Source organism: Amycolatopsis sp. NPDC004772 (assembly GCF_053601215.1).
In genome coordinates, this window is the sequence record NZ_JBSGBK010000033.1 from 65,418 (window position 1) to 84,592 (window position 19,175).

Consider the following 19,175-nt stretch of genomic DNA (forward strand, 5'->3'; position numbering starts at 1 on the left):
CCTGCGGATTCGACAAAACCGCAGGTCAGGAGGCCTTGTGCACCTCACTGGCAGCGAGAGGGTCACGAGCACGCCCGGAGACGGCGTCCTCCCACCTGATCGAGGCCGGACACGATCACTTCGAGCGCCGACTTCAACGCGACCACGCGTCCCGGCCGAGTGGTCGCGCTGATCGGACTCTTGACCACCCTCCGATCCGCCAGCAGGCCTACGGTGCAGTCAGAAACCGGCCGGTGTGTCTGTTCCGACGCCTTGGAGAATTTTCCACATGCCCCAGTTCGAATCATGTTGCTGGCTGAGCAGGGAGACGGCGGTCATGACCGCGACAAGGGCGTTCGAGCGGCTGACCTGGCCTTCTGCTGCAATGAAATGGGCGACAACGTGACGGCTGAACTTCTCCGGAGGTGGTTGGCCGCTGGCCGGGTTCCATGCCGTCATCGCCGTGGCCACGGGCATGAGCGTCGCTACTTCGCGCAACACACCGAGCCACCGGACGAACGCCAGCACTCCGGTCCGGTCGGTCTCGGATGAGAGGGCCTGGACGCGGCTGAGCGCCTTCGTGTGGCGGTAGTCGCCGAAGACGGTGATCGAGGCGTTGCGCAGGAGTTGGTCGAGCAGGTTGGCGGCCGCCGACTGGGCTGGCCCGTCCAATCCGACACGCACGGCCTGAACGGCCTGACGGGTCAGCCGAATCGTGTTCTGCAGCTGTACGGCGGGGCCCGAGTTCCGGGCGATCTCATCGAGTCGGGTGTCGCAATAGTCAACGATGATGTCGCTACGTTCCTCAAGGATCGCGGTGAGCTGAGGCCGTCGCTCAGGACCTTCGGCGGCGACTCCGAGCAAAAGCTGCACAGTCTCCGGGTCCGGCACCCAGGCCAGCGGGATGCCTTCCGAGAGCGACAACCGGACGGCCGTGATGAAATCGACCCGCACCATCTCGTCGGTGATCCAGTTCGGCGGCGCCGCACGACGGTAGTAGGCCCTGGCCTCCTCGCCTACCTTCGTGGCGGCCTTCTTGATCCAGGGCGCGAACCCATCGACAGCACGCTGGATCGAGCCTGCGACCTGCTGCGCCCACTCGGACTGCTGCTCACGCAGCCGCTTCCAACCGGCTCCCCAATCAGCGACCCCGGCCGTGGCGTGTGCCGCGTCAGCCCCGATCTCGGCGAACTTACGTCGCCGCTGCTCGACACTTTCAGCGAGCTGAGCAGCGGGACTGCTCGCGATCGCCCGGCTGATGTCTGCGGCGTCCTGTGCGATGCGAGCCATCGCCTGCTGCGCAGCAGATGCCGATGAGGTCGGTGTGACCAACTGCTGAAACGGCTTCAGCACTTCGGCCGCGGCGGACGGAAACGACACTGCGGCTGCCGATCGGCCGGCATCGTCGCCGGACAGCTCGTCGGATGCGGGCTCGACCCGATCATCCGAGGGACGCTCGGTGCTCATCCGCCGAGACTAATGCGGTGCCCGACCGCGGTCATCCGGATTGGCGCGCCGCAGTCGACACGATTGGGGACAGGCGCACGACGTCGATACGGCCTGGCAGATCGTCCACCGACAGAGCGGACGGCGAAGTCTCCTGGCCGAGGCGGACCGTCGACGGGGGCGGGCCGGCGCACCCAAATACGACCGCTTCTCAGCTACAGCGATCGAACCTACAGCGGCTGACCGCGGGCGCCGACATCGGCGGCCGACAGCCGATGGCGATCAGTCAGGCCGCGCGACCAGGACGACGATCGATCATTGGACGACTGTCAAGATAGCCACTAAATCGCCCCTACTCCTGGGCAGCAACAAAGCCCAGGTCGTTGACCTGGGCTTTGCTCCCCCGCTTGGACTCGAACCAAGAACCCTCCGGTTAACAGCCGAATGCTCTGCCAGTTGAGCTACAGGGGAATGTTGCTCACTTCCGGTGCCGGTCTCTCCGACCGACGAGAAGAACTCTAGACCATGCCCCGGAAGCCCCGTGCACCACCCCCCACTTAGCGCAACCGCCCCCGCTCGCGCGGTTTTCCTGGACAATGGACAGTCGGACGACCTAACGACGGAAGGCGTGGACGCGGATGAAGAAGTTCCTGCTGGGGGCAGGCCTGGGGTACGTACTGGGCGCCAAGGCAGGCCGGGGGCGGTACGAGCAGCTCGTGCGCACCTACCGCCGGGTCGTCGACCACCCGATGGTCCAAGGCGCCGCCGGGGTGGCTCGCGCGAAGATCGGGGAGAAGCTCAAGCGCTGACGCGGGCCACGAAGAACACCCTGCGGAACTCGAACCACGTGATCCCGTCGGCTCGCGCCGGGTACGCCGAGTCCAGGAGCGGGGCCAGTTCGGCGCGGAACCGCTCCCACTCCGCGTCCGGCAGGGCCGCGCGGATCGGGCGCAACGCCGTTCCGGTGATCCACTCCAGCACCGGTGAAGGCCCGGCCAGGGGCTGCACGTACGTCGTTTCCCAGGCGTCGACGGTGCAGCCCGCGTCGGCCAGGAGGTTCGCGTACTCCGCCGGGGTCGACACCGCGTCGTCCTCGCGCAGCACCACCTCCTCCAAGCGGGACGCCCAGGCCGGGGACGCCGCCAGCGAGCGCGTCAGCACGTGCGAAGGCGCGTTGAAGTTGCCCGGCACCTGCACCGCCAGGTACGCCCCCGCCGGCAGCGACGACGCCCACCGCCGCAGCAGCGCAGCGTGGTCGGGGACCCACTGCAGGACGGCGTTCGACACCACGACGTCGGTGTCGGGCGCCGGCTTCCAGTCGCGGACGTCGAGCAGCTGCGCGTCCAGACCGCGACCGCGGGCCGCTTCCACCATTTCGGGTGAACTATCACTGCACTCCAGCGCCGCCGAGGGCCAGCGGTCACGCAGGGAGACCGTCAGGTTGCCCGGGCCGCAGCCCAGGTCGACGACCCGTCGCGGCGACGCGGCCCCGATACGCGAGACGAGGTCGTGGAACGGCCGGGCCCGCAGGTCGGCGTAGTCGAGGTACTTGCCCGGATCCCACACGGTCGCCTCCCAGAAACAGTACGCCTGTACTGAGTACGAGCGTACTGCTATTCGGCCGGGTTGACCAGCTTCGCGGCGACCTGCTCGGCGATGGCGGTCACCAGCTCGACGTCGGTGCCCGGGTCGGGCCGGACCTGCAGCACGCTGCCGTCGCGGCCGGGCACCTTGCGCTGCACGAACCACGCTCCCCCGGCGCCGATCTCCTGCCGGTGCCGGGAGCGGATCGAGCCCTCGACACGCTGGTAGGCCTCGCGCGGCACCTTGCCCGGCGCCGGCAGCCGGAAGCGCACCGGCGGCAGGTCGGCCAGCACGACCGCCGTACCCGCCGTTCCGGCCTCGGCCGACTCCGTCAGCGTGAACACGCCGTCCGCCCAGGTCGCCTTGCCGACGAGGTGCCAGCCGACGCGCCGCGCGCCCTCGCCGGCCGGGATCCACAGGCCCAGGGCCGTCACGACCAGGTGGCCGCCGCCCTCGACCGGGGCGCTGTCGACGACTTCCTCGCCCGGCTCCAAAGTTCCGGCGAACCCGTCGGGGGTGCGGTCGCCGAGCAACCGGCGCAGGAAACTCATCTCAGCTCCACGCGCCGGCGGCCGCCTGCTCGCCCAGCGACTTCTTGTACTGCTCCAGCGCGACGAGGTCGCCGAACAGCGCGCGGTAGTCGTCCGGCGCTTCGACCGGCGACAGCCGCTGCAGCTTGCCCTTGATCTCCGCGATCTGCCGCCCGACGAGCCCCTCCTGCAGCCGCGCCAGGATCGACGAGATGTACCGGGAGTCGACCTCGTCCTTGGCCTGCAACGGTTCCACCGCCAGCTCCGACAGCACCCGCCGGACCGTCCCTTCCGGACAGTGCGGGGCCGCCGCGTCGAGCAGCGCCGGGCCGGTCAGGCCCGAACCCGCGCCGCCCGCCTTGAGCACCGCCTCGTGCACCGCGACGTACACCGGGTGGGTGAACGCCTCCAGCGGCAGCGCGTCGTACTCCGGCCCGGCGATCGCGGGCTGCTGCAGGGCGGCCTTCAGCGCCTCGCGCTGCACGGCGAACCGCGGGTCCTTCGGGGCCGGGCGGGCGACGTCCTGCGCCGGGACCGCCGGCGCGGCCTGCTGGGCGCGCGCGGACTGCCGCAGCGGGGCCCCACCGCGCTTGTCCGTCGCGCCCGCGGCCCCGCGGACGCGGTTGACGACCTGAGCGACGTCCTGCCAGCCCACCCACCAGGCGAGCTTCGACGCATAGCCGTCGCGGGCCGCGCGGTCCTTGATCGAGGCCACCATCGGCACGGTCTTCTGCAGCGCCGCGACCTGGCCGTCGACCGAGTCGAGGTCGTAGTTCTTGAGCGTGCTGCGGATGACGAATTCGAACAGCGGGGTCCGCCGCGCGACCAGGTCCTTCACCGCGCTGTCGCCCTTGGCCAGCCGCAGCTCGCACGGGTCCATGCCGTCCGGCGCGACGGCGATGTACGTCTGGCCGGCGAACGTCTGGTCCCCCTCGAACGCCTTCAGCGCCGCCTTCTGGCCCGCTTCGTCGCCGTCGAAGGTGAAGATGACTTCGCCGCGGAAGGCGTCGTCATCCATCATCAGCCGGCGAAGCACCTTCATGTGGTCCTCGCCGAACGCCGTGCCCGACGACGCCACCGCCGTCGGCACGCCCGACGCGTGCATCGCCATGACGTCGGTGTAGCCCTCGACCACGACGACCTGGTGCCGCTTCGCGATCTCGCGCTTGGCCAGGTCGAGCCCGAACATGACCTGGGACTTCTTGTAGATCGGCGACTCGGCCGTGTTGAGGTACTTCGCCGAGATCCGGTCGTCTTCGAACAGCCGCCGCGCGCCGAAGCCGACGACGTCGTTGCCGACGTCGCGGATCGGCCAGACCAGCCGCCGGTGGAACCGGTCCATCGGGCCGCGCTGGCCCTCCTTGGACAGCCCCGCGGTGAGCAGTTCCTTGACCTCGAAGCCGCGGGTGAGCAGGAACTTCGTCAGCTTGTCCCAGCCGCCGGGGGCGTACCCGCAGCCGAACGTCTTCGCCATCGCGGCGTCGAACCCGCGCTCGGACAGGAAGTCCCGCGCCGGGCGCGCCTCGTCGGTGACCAGCTGCTCGGCGTAGAACTCCTGGGCCAGGCGGTGGGCCTCGACCAGCCGGGTGCGGCTGCCGCGGTCGCGCTGGATCGTCGCGCCGCCGCCCTCGTAGGTGAGCCGGATGCCGACCCGGTCGGCCAGCCGCTCGACGGCTTCCACGAACGAGATCAGGTCGATCTTCTGGATGAACTTGATGACGTCGCCGCCTTCGCCACAGCCGAAGCAGTGGAAGGTGCCGTGCGTCGGGCGGACGTTGAACGACGGGGTCTTCTCGTTGTGGAACGGGCAGAGGCCCTTCAGGCTGCCACCACCGGCGCGACGCAGCGCCACGTACTCCCCGACGACCTCGTCGATCCGGTTCCGCTCGCGCACCTCCGCGATGTCGCTCTCCCGAATCCGTCCTGCCACGTCACCCACTCTAGCTTTGCCGGTTGCGGCACACTCGGGGCATGGCCTCCACGCCCACCGCCCAGGACGCACTCGCCGCGCGGTTCGCCGAGCACCGCAGTCACCTGATCGGCGTCGCCTACCGGCTGACCGGCACCCGCGCCGACGCCGAGGACGCCGTCCAGGAGTCCTGGTTCCGGCTGGCCGGCCTGGACGACGCCGGGCGTGCGGCGATCCGCGACCTGCGGGGCTGGCTGACCACGGTCGTCGGCCGGATCTGCCTCGACCGGCTCAAGTCGGCCGCCGCACAGCGGGAGCGCTACGTCGGCAACTGGCTGCCCGAGCCGGTCGTCACGCCGTTCGGGCGGCCGGTGAGCGAGGACCCCCTGGACGTCGCGGTCCGCGACGACGGCCTGCGGATGGCCGCGCTGGTCGTCCTGGACAAGCTGACGCCGGAGCAGCGCGTCGCGTTCGTCCTACACGACGCCTTCTCGGTGCCGTTCGCGGAGATCGCCGACGCCCTCGGCGTCTCGGTCGACGCGGCCCGCCAGTACGCCTCCCGCGGCCGCAAGGCCCTCGCCGACGCCGACCCGGCACCGCGCGTCCCGCTCGAGGACCAGGCGAAGCTCCTCGAAATGTTCGTCACCGCGCTGCAGGCCGGGGACATCCGGGCGATGACCGAGCTGCTGGCCCCGGACGTCGTGCTCGTCGGCGACTCGAACGGCAAGGGCCGCACCGCCCGCAACCTCATCGTCGGCGCGGACAAGATCGCCCGGTTCTTCATCGGCCTCACCAGGAAGTACGCGCCCGGGATCCTCACCGGCGGCACACCGGTGCTCGTCAACGGCGACCTGGGCCTGCACCTGGCTCCGCAGCCGGGCCAGGACGGCTTCTTCGACCTCGACGAGCACGTCCAGTCGGTCAGCATCCGCGACGGCCGGATCGTGGCGATCTACGACATGGTCAACCCGGACAAGCTGACCCGGATCACGCGTCCCGGCGCTTGACCTGCACGATCCCGGCGGCCAGCAGGACGGCGGCGAAGGCGGCGAAGTAGGCCAGCGCCCAGCCCGGGCTCAGCGGCGAGTCGGACAGGACGGTGGCGTTGCCGCCGTCCCGGCCCGCGTTCGCCTCGCCGCGGCCGCTGAGGAACTTCGTGACGGCGTTCAGCGGCAGCCAGCGGTGGATCTCCTGGCCGGCGCGCGGGATCAGCTGGACGACGTTCTCCGCCATCAGCGGGTAGGCGACGACCACCGCGACCGCGCCGGCGGTGTAGCGCACGAGCAGGCCGACGCCGACCCCGCAGACGGCGGCCAGCGCGAACGCCGGGCCGGTCCCGGCGACGATCCGCCAGTCGGCGCCGCTGTCCAGGGCCAGGTCGGCGCCCGGGGCGAGGACCCGCGCCAGCAGCCAGGCCGCGAACGCGGCGGCTTCGCCGAGCAGGAAGGCGTACCCGGCGACGAGCGCGGCCTTGGCCAGCAGTACCGGCGTCCGGCCGGGCACGGCCTGGAAGGTGCCGTGGATCGTGCCGGAGTGGTACTCGCTGGTCACCGCGAGCGCGGCCAGCACCAGCACGCCGACCAGGGCGAGCTGGTAGCCGGCCTGGGTGCTCGCGACCGTGGGCGGCAGGTGGGCCTCCCCCGCGCTGAGCGCGGCGATCACGGCGGGGAAGGCCAGCGCGACGAGGGTGAAGATGCCGCACACCCAGGGCGTGGTGATGCTGAAGAGCTTGATCCGTTCACTGGCGACGAGGTGCATGGGCGGAACGGTCCCGCGGCGGACCCCGGCGGCGCGTCCCCCCGGGGTCGGGTTCGGCGCCTCCTACGGGAGCGGGACGCGGCACGCGTCGCCGGAGGTGAACCCCTGGTCGACGATGCCGAGTGCGCTGTTCATCCGGGCACGGGAGTTCTCCAGCGCGATCTGGTAGGTCAGCTCCAGGGCGCCCTCGCGGCCGAACTCCCGCTCGAGCTCGGCGACCTGCTCGTCGGTGACCGTGACCTGGTCGCCGGACATCGCGTCGGCGTAGGCGAGCGCCAGCCGCTCCTGGTGGCTGAAGGCGGGGGAAGTCGCGTAGTCGTCGATCTTCGTGAGGCGCTCGATGTCGAGGCCGTCGTGCTTCTGCAGCATGGTGCCGAAGTCGATGCACCACGAGCAGCCGATCCGCGTCGCGACCCGGTAGACGGCGAGCTCCCGCACGTTCGCCGGGACCTTCTTCGACACGCGCTCGGTCAGCAGCTCGTGGACCACGGACGCCCGCAGCAGCCCGCGGTGGTGCGCGGTGACGGCCATCGGCTCCGGCACCGCGCCGAAGCGGCGGCCGGCGATCCGGTAGACGAGCTTGAGGAAGAGCCCGGCCTCGGACGTCTTCTTGGCGGGGATGCGCGGCATGTCGTTCTCCTTCGTCGGTGTCTACGGCCTGGACGAGACGGCGTCCGCAGACGTGACACCGGGCGCTGTGAACCACGCCACCAGCATCGCCCCCGCCGCCGCGGCGAACACGACGGTGAGGCCGGGTGCGGCGAGCCCGCCGGTCGTGGCCAGCGCGAGCCAGCCGAACACCGCGGCCCCGGCGAGGCCGCCGGCCTGCCGGGCGAAGGTCAGCGACCCGAGCGTCACGCCGAGCAGCGCCCGGTCGGCCCGCGTCTGGCCCAGGACGGTGTAGGCGGATGTGCAGACGGCGAAGGCCGCACCGATCGCGAACAACCCCGGGGCGAGCAGCCAGGGGGTGCCGTCGAAGGCGGCGGCGACCGCGATCGCGGCCAGTCCGGCGGTGCCGAGCAGACAGCCGGACCGGCCCCACGCCGTCAGGTCCGGGTACCGCCGGGCCAGCGCGGCGAAGGACGTCGAGAGGACGAGCTGCCCCGCGGTCATGGCGACGAGCAGCAGCCCGGTGGCCGCCGCCCGGGCACCGAGCGCGGCGACCAGGGCGACGTAGGTGAAGGTGCCGTAGAGCGCCGCGCCCGCCAGGCCGTTGACCACCACCGCGCGCCTGAGGACGGCGTCCGCGAACACCTTCGGCGAGATGAGCGGACTCTTCGTGCGGCGCTGCCGCCGGACGAACAGAAAGCCCGCCACCACGATGGTTCCGAGCAGGATCGGCGTCCACAGTGGACTCCTGGCGAGCGCGTCGACCGTGCCGAGCGCGACGACGGCGGTCCCCGCGACGGCCAGCAGCGCACTGCCCGGGACGTCGAACTTCTCCCTGTCCGGACGCGCTTTCGCCGGCAGCCCGCGCAGGCCGAGCAGGAGGGCGGGCACGCACAACGGCAGGTTGACCAGGAAGATCCACCGCCAGCCGGGACCGGCGGCGAGCAGCCCGCCCAGCGGCGGGCCGCCGAGGGTGGCCGCCGCGAAGACGGCCGTCTGCCGGCCTTGGCGGCGCAGCAGCTCGTCGCGGCCGAACAGCTCGCCGAGCGCGCTCATCGCCGTGACGATCAGCCCGCTGCCGCCCAGTCCCTGCAGCGCGCGGGCAGCGATCAGCGAGGCGAGATCGGGTGCGGCGGCGCACCAGGCGGAGGCGGCGGCGAACAGGAGCACCGACAGCGCGAAGGAGAGCCGGCGGCCGTAGAGGTCGCCGAGCCGGCCGTGCAGCGGCGTCGCGACGGTCAGGGTCAGCAGCCCGGCGGCGGTGACCGCGACCAGCCCGGTGCGAGCGTGCAGGTCGGCACCGATCGACGGCAGCGCGGCGGTGAGGACCAGCCCGTCCAGCTGGGCCATGGCCATTCCGAGCAGGAGGCCGGCGTAGGCGAGGTTCCGAGATGCGTGCATAAAGCACACGTTATAACGTGCCTTATGCACACATCAAGCGAGGGCGGCCCGGCCCTGTTCCGCCTGGTCCGCCACTGGGCGCGCCAGTGGGGCCCGGACGTCGTCGACCGGTTCGCCGCCGGCACCCCGCCGTCGTGGACCGTGCCGAACCTGTTCGTCATCCAGGCGATCGACGGCGCGGCCGGCGACGAGGTGACGGTCGCGGACGTGGCGCGCCAGCTGGGCATCGACCGCTCGGTGGCCAGCCGGATGGTGAGCGAAGCGGCCCGAGCGGGCTTCGTCGAGCGCTCGACGTCGACCCGCGACGCGCGCCGGGCGGTGCTGACGCTGACGAAGTCCGCGAAGGAGTTCCTCGAGGCTTCGCGGGCTCACCAGCGCCAGGCCTTCGACGCGCTGGTGGGCCACTGGCCGCGGGAGGACCGCGAGCGCTTCGCCGGCTACCTCGACCGGCTCGCGGACGAAGTCCTCGGCTGATCCGGCTCCGACTTGTGCGCCCGGCCGGAACCGGCTTGGGTGGGCCGGTATGAACCCGGGTCTCCCGACGGTGGTCCCGCGGATGGTGGTGCCCGACCTCGTCGGCCGAGGGCGACCGGAACCTGTTCCCGGCGGCCATGCCCTACGGCGACCGGCGGGCGACGGTCCGCGACCCGTTCGGCACAGATCGCCCGGCCCGGGGGCTGGCTACTCCCCGGTGCTGCCGTCGACCGCCTCGCGGACCAGGTCGGCGTGGCCGTTGTGGCGGCCGTACTCCTCGACCAGGTGGACCAGGATCCAGCGCAGGGTCGGCGTGCCGCCGTCCCGCAGGGCACGCCGGGCGCGCCGCCCCAGGTCACCGTCGGCCAGCGCCTCCTTCACCGCCGCCCGGGAGCGCTCGACCGCGGCCGCCCAGAGGTCGCGCAGCTGCTCCGGGGTGTCGTCCGCGGCCGAATCCCAGTCCCAGTCCGGCGTGGCCGCCCAGTCGACCGCGTCGAACGGCGCCATCCGGTCACGGCCGTGCAGCACGTGGGAGAACCAGTGGTCCTCGACGTAGGCCAGGTGCTTGAGCAGGCCGCCGAGGGTCATCGTGGACGGCGGGTGTGTCGCGCGCAGACCGGCCGCGTCCAGGCCGGCGCACTTCCAGGCCAGCGTCGCGCGGTGGAAGTCGAGGAAGCCGAGGAGCGTGGTGGCTTCGTCGCCGTCGTAGGGCGGTTCCGGGCGGCCCTGATCGTCCACAGTGGTCACGAAGACGCCGTCAGCGGGCGGACGTCCCAGATCCACACGCCGCCGACGAACTCCGCCGGCTTGCGCAGCAGCAGCTCCACAGTGGACTTCAGCGCTTCCTGGTTCTGGCGCGGCCCGACCACGAGCACGTCGGCGTTCCAGGCGCGCAGGTCCGCGAGCGCCTGGGTGCGGTCGGCCTCGGTGACCTCGGCCGCCTGGCCGGTGCGCTCCACCTGGGCGAACAGGTCCGACGTCGGCAGCGGGACGGCGCCGTAGCGGCCGCGGCGGTCGGTCGGGGACGTCGGGCCGACGAAGTAGCCCTCCGGCATCGGGTAGCCGAGACCCGCGTCGACCTGCCAGTGCAGCGGCTCGGCCTCCCCGGTGCTCGGCAGCGGCACCGGCACCAGCGAACCGCCCGGAGCGATGTACTGGCGCCAGATCCCGTCGGCGAAGAACGGCGGCGAGAGCGGCCGCTGGTGCGTCACCAGCTCCGTCGGCGCGATCGGCAGCAGCACGGCCACCACCGCCCCGATCCAGACCATCTTCAAGGGGAACCGCTGCTTGCCCTCGAGGGGTTCCGGTTGCTCGGCGGCCGCGGTCCAGACGCGGTGCGTCGCGATCGCCAGGAGTGCGCCCACCACCGGGATGCAGCCCATCGCGAGCCGGGACTCGAGCAGCGAGTCGAGCAGCGGCAGCTGGCCCAGCCACTTCCACGGGCCGGCGATGCCGGTGTCCTCGTGCGCCACGGTGATCTCGATGCCGAGCGAGAGCAGGGCCATCACGTACATCGTGATCGCGAGCGCCCGCGAAACGACGTCGCGCCACAGCCAGATCGTCAGCATCACCATGAGCACGATCAGCGGCCAGCCGAAGAACGCGTTCTCCTCGGTGCGGTTCATCGAGACGTCCGCGGCCGCCTCGGGCGCACCGGCGACCGACTGCGTCGCGAAGCGCGTGAAGGCCGCCGTGTCGTTGCCCGCCGAACCGTGCAGCAGCGAATGGAAGCTCTGCGGGCCGAAGAACTGCCAGTACAACGGGAAACCGGTGATCACCAGTGCGACGACCGCGCCGATCCCGATGCCCTTGCCCAGCGGGGCCAGCATGCCGCGGATCTCCGCGCGGTGCGGGATCAGCCACGCGACCGCGAACACGATGAAGGCGAGCGCGAAGATGGCCAGCGGCTCTTCGCCCAGCAGGATCTGCCACGCGACGAGCAACCCGAGCACGATGCCGTTGCGCACCGGGCGTACGCCGCGCGCGACCTGGATCGTCTTGAGCGCGATGAACGGCAGCACGAACAGCACGACGAAGTTCGGGTGCGCGTTGCCGTGCGAGATCATCGGCGGCGCGAAGCCGCAGAACGCGCCGCCGATCGCGGCCGCCGTCCGGTTCGGCACCAGGTGCCGGGAGAACACCCAGTACCAGCCGAGCGCGGTGCCGGCGAGGCCCGCGGTGAGCACGATCGCCCAGGTGAGGGTCGCGCCGAAGGTCAGTGTCAGGGGCGCCAGCGGGATGTTCAGGCCGAACATCGCCGCGTTGGCCGCCATGTTGACGCCGTGCGGGTAGTTCTGCAGGTCCGTGGTGAACGGGTTCTGGAAGTGCAGGACGGCCTTCGCGACGACCGTCGAGTACCACTCCCACTGGCTCTGGTCGGCGCCGCCGTTCCAGAGGTAACCGCGCTTGAGGTCGAACCACAGCCCGTTGTAGAGCAGGATCGTGAACAGCAGGAACCCGCCGGCGATCGCGGAGTCCGGCCACGCCCAGCGCTTCGGGCCTTCCGGCGGTTCGGGAGCGGGCGGCACCAGCTCGGGAACGGCTTCGGACTTCAGGCTCACGGTTCGACCACCCTGGCGAGGAAGTAGAGCGCCCCGGTCCCGGCGTGCCGGACCAGCAGCAGGAACGGCCGGTCCACCGCCACGGCGACCGGGTCGTCGATCATCATCGACATGAGGCGCATGACCAGCGCGGTGGCCGCGGCCCCCTCGAAGCCTTGTTCGTCGACGCGCAGCACGGCCTGGTGCAGCACCTCGGACACGGTCAGCCGCGGATCCGGCGAGAGCCCGGTCAGGTCGGCGCGGTCGGTGAACATCGTCCGCACGCCGAGGCCGTGCAGCACGCCGGAAAGCGTGCTGGACACGTCGAGCGAGAGCTTGGGGAGCGAGAGTTCGACCTGCTTGGCGCGGATCTTGCCGAGCAGGTTCGTCAGCTTTTCCTGGTCGAGCTGGGCTTCCGCCTCGGCGAGCTCGCCGTCGGGCAGCAGCACGACGGCCTGCAGGCCACCGGCCGCGGCCAGCTGCACCGCCTGCCAGCCGCCGGAGTGCGCGTAGCCGAGGCTTTCGCTGAGCCACATGGTCGGCACGTCCCGGGTGCCGGCCGGGGCGTGGAACGGCGCGTCGCTGGTGTTGGCTTCGCGGAAGGGCAGTTTCCACGCGGCTTTGAGGTAGAGGGCGTTGACGAGCACGGCGGCGACGTCGTCGCTGATCGAGCCGGGCGGCAGCAGCTGCGGGATCAGCCCGCGCGTGGTGCGTTCGACGTCGTCGTTGATGAGGGCGCGAGCGGTTTCGGGTTCCTTTTCGAAGGGCGCGCTCGCGACGGCGGCCCCGGGCCATTCGGCGAGCTCGGCCTTGAAGGAGTCTTCGAGCGGGAGCCGGTCGTCGGCCCACAACGTGTTGGCCACGGCCAGCTCGGCGTCGTCCTCGGCGAGCTGGGCGGCCTCCCGCAGCAGGACGGTCTGCGCGTCGGGGTCACCGAGCAGGTTCACGAGCTCGTCCCGCGTCTCCCCCCGGGCGGCCCGCGCGGCGAGGGTCAGCGCACTGGCCACCGAGTACGGCGAATAGCACGTGTTCCCGCCCCCGGCACCGAGGGCCGTGTGGACGGCGAGGGCGAACCGGAGGTGGCTGTCCGTGGCCATGCGGGCGAGACTACCGGACCGTCGACCCCCACCGGCCGCCCACGCGCAACTCCACCCAAGGATGACAACTTCACCCGAAAGTTTCGCGGCACCGCCCGTGCGCCCCTGGGCATTTCGCGTGCTCGGCCGGGCATCACGCGTGTCGGCGCTCCGATCACGGCGCGGGTCAGCGGTGGAGGCGGGTGACGTGCCAGGAGTACCAGACGTGGGCTTGGGCGTCGGTGAGGGAGGCGACCTGATCGACCACCACGCGGAGCAGGCCGGCGTCGTCCGCGGCCGCGTTCCAGGCCGGGACGAACAGCGGGTCGAGGGACTCCGGGGCCCGGCGGGCCAGCGCGTGGACCAGCTCGATCAGCAGCTCGCGCTGGCCCTCCTGCATCGCCAGCCGGCGGCGGTCGCTCATCACGTACCGCAGGGCCAGCGCCTTCAGCAGGGCCACCTCCGCGGCGACCCGCCCCGGGACGCACAGGTCGGCCCCGTAGCGGCTCAGCGGTCCTTCGCCGAACTTCTCGCGCGTGCCGGTGACGGCCGCCGTCGTGAAGCGGCCGACCAGCTCGCTCGTCAGCCGTTTCAACGCGACCTGGGCGCCCGGTGACCCGTCCGGCTCGGCCGACGCCAGCGCCGCCACCACCGGCAGCGCCAGCAGTTCCGCCGCCGCATCCTCCAAAGTGGACACCGATTGCGCCGAAAAGTGCTTGGCGGCCGCCTCGGCGACGGCCGCCCGCTCGTCCGGGTGGGCGAGCACGCGCAGTTTGATCCGGCCGGCCAGCACGCCGTCCTCGACGTCGTGCACCGAATAGGCGACGTCGTCCGCCCAGTCCATGATCTGCGCTTCCAGGCACCGCCGCTCGGCCGGTGCCCCCTCCCGGAACCACTGGAACACCGGAACGTCGTCGCTGTAAACGCCGTACTTCACCTGACCCGGCCGCCGTGGCCACGGGTACTTCGTGGTCGCGTCCAGGCACGCGCGGGTCAGGTTGAGCCCCACCGGGTCACCTTCGGCGGACAGCAGCTTCGGCTCCAGCCGGGTGAGGATGCGCAACGTCTGCGCGTTGCCCTCGAACCCGCCGCACGCGCCGGCCACCTCGTCGAGCGCGCGCTCGCCGTTGTGGCCGAACGGCGGGTGGCCGATGTCGTGCGCCAGCCCCGCGGTGTCCGCCAGGTCCGGGTCCGCGCCCAGCTCCTCGGCGATGCCCCGGCCGATCTGGGCGACCTCCAGCGAGTGCGTCAGCCGCGTGCGCGGGACGCCGGTGACCTCGGCGCCCTCCCCCGGCCCGACCACCTGGGTCTTGCCGGCCAGCCGCCGCAGCGCTGCCGAGTGCAGCACCCGGGCCCGGTCGCGGGAGAACGCGCTGCGCCCGTCCGCCCGGGCCCCGGGCAGCGCCGCGCCCTTGGCCGCCTCGGGCAGCAGGCGGGCGGTGTCGTGCTCGGTGTAGTCCACGTGACCAGCCTAAACGGCGCCACCGACATTTTTCGGGGGTTCGGGTGGCGAAGCCCCCGACCCGGGGCGAAGCCCCGGATGTCACCGACAAAACGCTCAGCCGAGGAAAGTGGCGAACAGATCGTCCGCGGGCGTCTTCGTCAGCCGGTAGTACAGCAGCGCCCCGGTCTCGCGGACGATGTACCGCACCTGGGTGACGCGCTCCTGGACGATCGGCCCGCTGTGCGTCGGCGCGGTCCAGGCGTCCAGGCCCAGGTCGTCGGCCATGGTCCGGGCGCGGAAGGAGTGCCACGGGTCGCTGACCAGCACCGCCGTCCGCCAGCCGCGGGCCTCGACCTGCTGGGCGACCGCGCGCAGGCTGCGCAGCGTGTCGCTGCCTTCGCCGACGGCGAGGGTCGCCGACGCCGGCACGCCGCGCCGGGTCAGCCACAGCTGGCCGGCCCGGGCCTCGGTGTAGTTGTCCTCGGCCTTCTTGCCGCCCGCGGTGACGATCGTCTTCGCGACGCCCGCGTCGTAGAGCTGCTTGGCCTTCGCCAGCCGGGCGGCGTAGATCTCCGACGGCCTGCCGTTGTACTGCGCGGCGCCCAGCACCACGATGACGTCGGCGGGTGTCCGGTCGTTCACGCGGGCCACCTGCCAGACCCGGAACGCGGTGCCGCCGACGAGCGCGACCAGCACGAGGAGCGTGCCGAGGACGATCCGGCGTGCCCAGCTCGCCACCGACGGTTTGGTGCGTTCAGCGGTACCCATCCGGGCCATTCTTTCAGAGGCGGCTCAGAGCCACCCACGCTCCTCGGCGACACGCACCGCTTCGGCCCGCGTCCGCGCGCCGGTCTTCCCGATCGCCGCGGAGAGGTGATTGCGGACGGTGCCTTCCGAGAGGTGCAGCGCCCGGGCGACGTCGGCCACCGTGCTGCCGTCCTTGGCCTCCCGCAGCACGTCCCGCTCGCGCCCGGTGAGCGGGCTGGCGCCAGTGGCGAGGGATTCCGCGGCCAGCGCCGGATCCACCACCCGCAGTCCACTATGGACTCGCCGGACGGCTTCGACGAGCTGCTCCGGCGGCGCGTCCTTGACGACGAACCCGGCCGCGCCCGCCGCCATCGCGCGGGCGAGGTAGCCGGGACGGCCGAACGTCGTGCAGATGATCACCCGGCACGACGGCAGGGCGTTCCGCAGGTCGGCCGCGGCCTCCAGGCCGTCCTTCCCGGGCATCTGGACGTCGAGGAGGGCGACGTCCGGCTTGGTCTCGCGCGCGGCGGCCACCACCTCGTCGCCGGAACCCACTTGCCCGACCACTTCGATGTCGTTCTCCAGGCCCAGCACGGTGGCCAGGGCCCCGCGGACCATGGCCTGGTCGTCGGCCAGCAGCACCCGGATCAAGCGAGTCCTCCCGCGGGTTCGGCGCGCACGGCCGGGGTGGCCGGGCTCGGTTCGGGCAGCGGGATCTCCGCCCGCACCAGCAATCCTCCCCCAGGCCGGCCCGACGTCCGCAGCGTGCCCCCGGCCGCGGCCAGCCGCTCGGTCAGCCCGCGCAGGCCGTTGCCCGCGACGACGTCGGTGGCGGTGCCGTCGTCCTCGATCTCGAGCCAGGTGTCGCCCAGCCGCACGCGCACCCGCTTGGCCCCGGAGTGCCGCAGCACGTTCGTGACGGCTTCGCGCAGCACGTACCCGAAGGTGGGCTGGAACTCCGGACGGACATTGTCGACCGCGTGCGGCAGGTCGGCGTCGATCTCCGCGGCCCGCAACGCCGCCCGGGCGCCGACGAGCTCCGCCGACAGCGACACCTCTCGGTTCGCCGACACGGTCGCGCGGACGTCGGACAGCGCGCTGCGGGTGAGGCTCTCCACCTCGCGGATCTCCTCGACCGCGCGCGGGATGTCACCGGCGCTCTCCAGCACCCGCCGGGCCAGCCCCGCCTTGACGGTGATCGTGGTGAGGCTGTGCCCGAGCAGGTCGTGCAGGTCGCGGGCCAGGCGCTGGCGCTCGTTCGCCACGGCGAGGGTGGCGATCTCTTCGTTCGCGCGTTCCAGCCGCCGGACCGCGCGGACGAGGTTGCCCATGAAGAACATCGCCACCGTGATCGACAAGACGGTGATCAGGTCGCCGTAGTCCGCCACGAACCGGCCCTGCGCCAGCAGGATCACCGCGCCGAGCGCCACCGTGGTCAGGTCGATGATCACCGACCAGGCGGCGGGCACCAGGAACACGACCACCGCCGTGCCGTAGAGCAGGACGAACCCGCTGCCGGCGGCCGTCGCCAGCGAGGCGAGCCCCAGCACGTTCATCGTGATCCCGAAGGCCAGCTTCACCAGGCGTTCCCGGCGGAAGAAGTACGGGAACACCGCGTAGCACGCGGAGTAGGCGTAGACGAGGACGAGGGTGGCGACGAGCCCGGGGGTGACCGCGGGCTCGGCCAGCAGCGAGCGCGTGACCGGGATGAGGAACGGCAGCAGGAAAACCATCGACATGATCGGCCAGCGCGGACCGCCGGGCCCGCGGTCGGCGGCATCCGGCAGCGGGTCCTCCCACCAGGATTCCTTGCTGTCCAGACCGAACCGGCGCTTCGCCATCGTCGTTCCCCTCCGGCCCTCAGACGCGGGCGCTGTCCTTACGGTAACGCCTGATCACCAGGGCTCCGAGCACGACCGTCCAGGCGCCGAGCACGCCGGCCGCCGTCGGCAGCGAGACCACCATGTCGCTGGTCACCGCCGGTCGCGCCACCTGCAGCACCCAGTAGGTCGGCATGATCTGGGCGACGTCGTGCATCCAGCCGGGCATCGACTCGATCGGGATCCAGAGCCCGCCGAGGAACCCCATCCCGAGCGTGACGAGCATGTTGATCGGCTGCATCGAGTCCGGCGTGCCGAACTGGCCGAGCAGCAGGCCGAGCAGCACCAGCGGGATCATGCCGAGCCAGATGCCGGCGAAGATCCGCACCCAGCCGCCGCCGTCGACGTGCACGCCCTCGGCCAGCACGCCCAGCAACGGCACGAGGACCAGCGCGGGCAGCCCGACGAGCATCCCGGAGATGCCCTTGCCGGCCAGGTAGCCGGTGCCGGTGAGCGGGGTCAGGCGCAGCTGGCGCTGCCAGCCGGCCGCGCGTTCGAGGGCCAGCCGGGCCCCGCTGTTGGTCGCCGCGGCGAACACGCCGAACGTCATCATGTTGATCATGATCACCGCGGCGATCTCCGCGTGGTGCGGATCGCTCGCCTTGGTGAAGACGTTGGTCTGCAAGAGGAACATCAGCACCGGGAAGGCGACGACGAAGATCAGGAAGCGGGGCGCCCGGAAGTTCCGGCGGATCTCGGTGAGCAGGTAGGTGGCGTTCATCGGACGGGCTCCGCGGTCTCGTCGGCGGTCAGGGACAGGAAGGCGCCTTCGAGGCCGACGGCGCTGATTTCGACGTCGTGCACGGCCGGAACCGCGGCCTTGAGCGCCCAGAGCGTGGCATCGGAGTCGCCGCTGGAGATCGCGACGCGGTCGCCGCGCAGCTCGAATTCCTTGACGCCGGGCAGCGCGGCGATGACGGCGTCGGTGGCGCCCGGGACGGCGGCGCGCAGGGTGCGGCCGCCGGCCAGCGCGCGGACCTCGGCGACGGAGCCGTCGGCGACGATCCGGCCCCGGCGCATCAGCACCACCCGGTCGGCGAACTCCTCGGCCTCTTCGAGGTAGTGCGTGGCGAACAGGACGGTGCGCCCGGATTCGGTGAAGGAGTACATCGACTGCCAGAACTCGCGCCGGGTGCCGACGTCCATCGCCGCCGTCGGCTCGTCGAGGATCAGCAGGTCCGGGTTGCTGACCAGGGCGACGGCGAAGCGGACCCGCTGCTTCTGCCCACCGGAAAGCTTGTTGGCGCGACGGCCGGCCAGTTCTTCGACACCGGCGGCACGCAGGGCTTCGGCGACCGGCATCGGCTTGCGGTGCAGGGCCGCGACCATGCCGACGGTCTCGCCGACGGTCAGGTCGTCCATCAGGGCCCCGCCCTGCAGCATCGCCCCGATCAGGCCGGCGCGGACGGCGTCGATCGGCTTGCGCCCGAACACGCGCACGTCGCCGGCACCGGGACTGGTCAGGCCGAGGATCATGTCGACGGTGGTGGACTTGCCGGCCCCGTTCGGGCCGAGCAGGGCGACCACTTCGCCCGGGGCGATGGTCAGGTCGACGCCGTCGACCGCGTGCACGTCGCCGTAGTGCTTCCGCAGGCCGGTGAGGTGGATCGCGGCCCCCGCCGCCACCGCCTGGATGTCTGTTTCTCGCATGCCCCCAGGCTGCCGCCCGGCGGGCCCGGGTCCCCGGATCGTGCGTCACGACTTGGCCGTGACAGGTGTCAGGGGTGCCCGGCCCAAGCGCCCCAATGTGGCGTGGGGGGGGGGGGGGGGGGGGGGGCGCGCCACAGAGGTGGCGGGG

At 71.9% G+C, this 19,175-nt stretch carries 19 protein-coding genes and 1 tRNA gene; 3 read left to right on the plus strand and 17 right to left on the minus strand.

Annotation, left to right across the window (positions count from 1 at the left end; genetic code table 11):
• Nucleotides 1-219 precede the first annotated feature (219 nt).
• Complete coding sequence (locus tag ACWEF6_RS21295; RefSeq protein WP_449684540.1) at nt 220-1,446, minus strand: hypothetical protein; 1,227 nt, start codon at nt 1,444-1,446, stop codon at nt 220-222.
• Between the two features lie 377 nt (nt 1,447-1,823).
• Nucleotides 1,824-1,896: transfer RNA gene (locus tag ACWEF6_RS21300), tRNA-Asn, on the minus strand.
• 167 nt (nt 1,897-2,063) lie between these two features.
• On the opposite strand from ACWEF6_RS21300, the gene ACWEF6_RS21305 reads away from it, so the two are divergent.
• Nucleotides 2,064-2,234 carry a hypothetical protein gene (locus ACWEF6_RS21305; protein WP_003097798.1) on the plus strand — a complete coding sequence of 57 codons (171 nt, stop codon included), beginning with the start codon at nt 2,064-2,066 and terminating at the stop codon, nt 2,232-2,234.
• Here ACWEF6_RS21305 and ACWEF6_RS21310 read toward each other — a convergent pair.
• Genes ACWEF6_RS21310 through dnaG form a run of 3 tightly spaced genes read right to left on the minus strand, consistent with a single transcriptional unit; the run spans nt 2,224 to nt 5,478 of the window.
• Nucleotides 2,224-2,991, minus strand: a complete 768-nt coding sequence (locus ACWEF6_RS21310; RefSeq protein ID WP_449684541.1) for a trans-aconitate 2-methyltransferase — start codon at nt 2,989-2,991, stop codon at nt 2,224-2,226. The genes ACWEF6_RS21305 and ACWEF6_RS21310 overlap by 11 nt on opposite strands.
• Nucleotides 2,992-3,038: 47 nt before the next feature.
• Complete coding sequence (locus ACWEF6_RS21315) at nt 3,039-3,560, minus strand: hypothetical protein (RefSeq protein ID WP_449684542.1); 522 nt, start codon at nt 3,558-3,560, stop codon at nt 3,039-3,041.
• A gap of 1 nt (nt 3,561) precedes the next feature.
• A complete protein-coding gene (gene dnaG, locus ACWEF6_RS21320; RefSeq protein ID WP_449684543.1) occupies nt 3,562-5,478 on the minus strand; it encodes a DNA primase in 1,917 nt (638 codons plus the stop codon).
• Between the two features lie 32 nt (nt 5,479-5,510).
• On the opposite strand from dnaG, the gene ACWEF6_RS21325 reads away from it, so the two are divergent.
• Nucleotides 5,511-6,455: a sigma-70 family RNA polymerase sigma factor gene (locus ACWEF6_RS21325; protein ID WP_449684544.1), complete on the plus strand. Its 945-nt coding sequence runs from the start codon at nt 5,511-5,513 to the stop codon at nt 6,453-6,455.
• Here ACWEF6_RS21325 and ACWEF6_RS21330 read toward each other — a convergent pair.
• The 3 genes from ACWEF6_RS21330 to ACWEF6_RS21340 form a co-directional block, all read right to left on the minus strand.
• Complete coding sequence (locus ACWEF6_RS21330; RefSeq protein WP_449684545.1) at nt 6,436-7,206, minus strand: hypothetical protein; 771 nt, start codon at nt 7,204-7,206, stop codon at nt 6,436-6,438. The two genes, ACWEF6_RS21325 and ACWEF6_RS21330, sit on opposite strands and share 20 nt — an antisense overlap.
• Nucleotides 7,207-7,269: 63 nt before the next feature.
• A complete protein-coding gene (locus ACWEF6_RS21335; RefSeq protein ID WP_449684546.1) occupies nt 7,270-7,836 on the minus strand; it encodes a carboxymuconolactone decarboxylase family protein in 567 nt (188 codons plus the stop codon).
• Nucleotides 7,837-7,857: 21 nt separating this feature from the next.
• Nucleotides 7,858-9,216: an MFS transporter gene (locus ACWEF6_RS21340; RefSeq protein ID WP_449684547.1), complete on the minus strand. Its 1,359-nt coding sequence runs from the start codon at nt 9,214-9,216 to the stop codon at nt 7,858-7,860.
• A gap of 24 nt (nt 9,217-9,240) precedes the next feature.
• Between ACWEF6_RS21340 and ACWEF6_RS21345 the strand changes: the two genes are divergently transcribed.
• The gene (locus ACWEF6_RS21345) at nt 9,241-9,690 is read left to right on the plus strand and encodes a MarR family winged helix-turn-helix transcriptional regulator (RefSeq protein WP_449684548.1); all 450 of its coding nucleotides are present in this window, start codon (nt 9,241-9,243) and stop codon (nt 9,688-9,690) included.
• Between the two features lie 207 nt (nt 9,691-9,897).
• On the opposite strand, the gene ACWEF6_RS21350 is transcribed toward ACWEF6_RS21345, so the two are convergent.
• From ACWEF6_RS21350 to ACWEF6_RS21390, 9 genes are all read right to left on the minus strand, one after another.
• Nucleotides 9,898-10,437 (minus strand): DinB family protein, encoded by a 540-nt coding sequence (locus ACWEF6_RS21350; RefSeq protein ID WP_449684549.1) that lies wholly within the window; start codon nt 10,435-10,437, stop codon nt 9,898-9,900.
• A complete protein-coding gene (locus ACWEF6_RS21355; protein WP_449684550.1) occupies nt 10,434-12,251 on the minus strand; it encodes a glycosyl transferase in 1,818 nt (605 codons plus the stop codon). The genes ACWEF6_RS21350 and ACWEF6_RS21355 overlap by 4 nt, the downstream gene beginning before the upstream one ends.
• The gene (locus tag ACWEF6_RS21360) at nt 12,248-13,327 is read right to left on the minus strand and encodes a serpin family protein (protein ID WP_449684551.1); all 1,080 of its coding nucleotides are present in this window, start codon (nt 13,325-13,327) and stop codon (nt 12,248-12,250) included. Before ACWEF6_RS21360 ends, ACWEF6_RS21355 begins: the two co-directional genes overlap by 4 nt.
• 166 nt (nt 13,328-13,493) lie before the next feature.
• Entirely contained in the window at nt 13,494-14,768 is a 1,275-nt protein-coding gene (locus tag ACWEF6_RS21365; protein WP_449684552.1) for a deoxyguanosinetriphosphate triphosphohydrolase, read from the minus strand.
• A gap of 96 nt (nt 14,769-14,864) precedes the next feature.
• Nucleotides 14,865-15,518, minus strand: a complete 654-nt coding sequence (locus ACWEF6_RS21370) for a YdcF family protein (RefSeq protein ID WP_449684553.1) — start codon at nt 15,516-15,518, stop codon at nt 14,865-14,867.
• A gap of 24 nt (nt 15,519-15,542) precedes the next feature.
• The gene (locus ACWEF6_RS21375; RefSeq protein WP_449684554.1) at nt 15,543-16,148 is read right to left on the minus strand and encodes a response regulator transcription factor; all 606 of its coding nucleotides are present in this window, start codon (nt 16,146-16,148) and stop codon (nt 15,543-15,545) included.
• Nucleotides 16,145-17,338: a sensor histidine kinase gene (locus ACWEF6_RS21380; protein ID WP_449684555.1), complete on the minus strand. Its 1,194-nt coding sequence runs from the start codon at nt 17,336-17,338 to the stop codon at nt 16,145-16,147. The genes ACWEF6_RS21375 and ACWEF6_RS21380 overlap by 4 nt, the downstream gene beginning before the upstream one ends.
• A gap of 19 nt (nt 17,339-17,357) precedes the next feature.
• Nucleotides 17,358-18,098, minus strand: a complete 741-nt coding sequence (locus tag ACWEF6_RS21385) for an ABC transporter permease (RefSeq protein ID WP_449684556.1) — start codon at nt 18,096-18,098, stop codon at nt 17,358-17,360.
• The gene (locus ACWEF6_RS21390) at nt 18,095-19,027 is read right to left on the minus strand and encodes an ABC transporter ATP-binding protein (protein WP_449684557.1); all 933 of its coding nucleotides are present in this window, start codon (nt 19,025-19,027) and stop codon (nt 18,095-18,097) included. The genes ACWEF6_RS21385 and ACWEF6_RS21390 overlap by 4 nt, the downstream gene beginning before the upstream one ends.
• Nucleotides 19,028-19,175 lie beyond the last annotated feature (148 nt).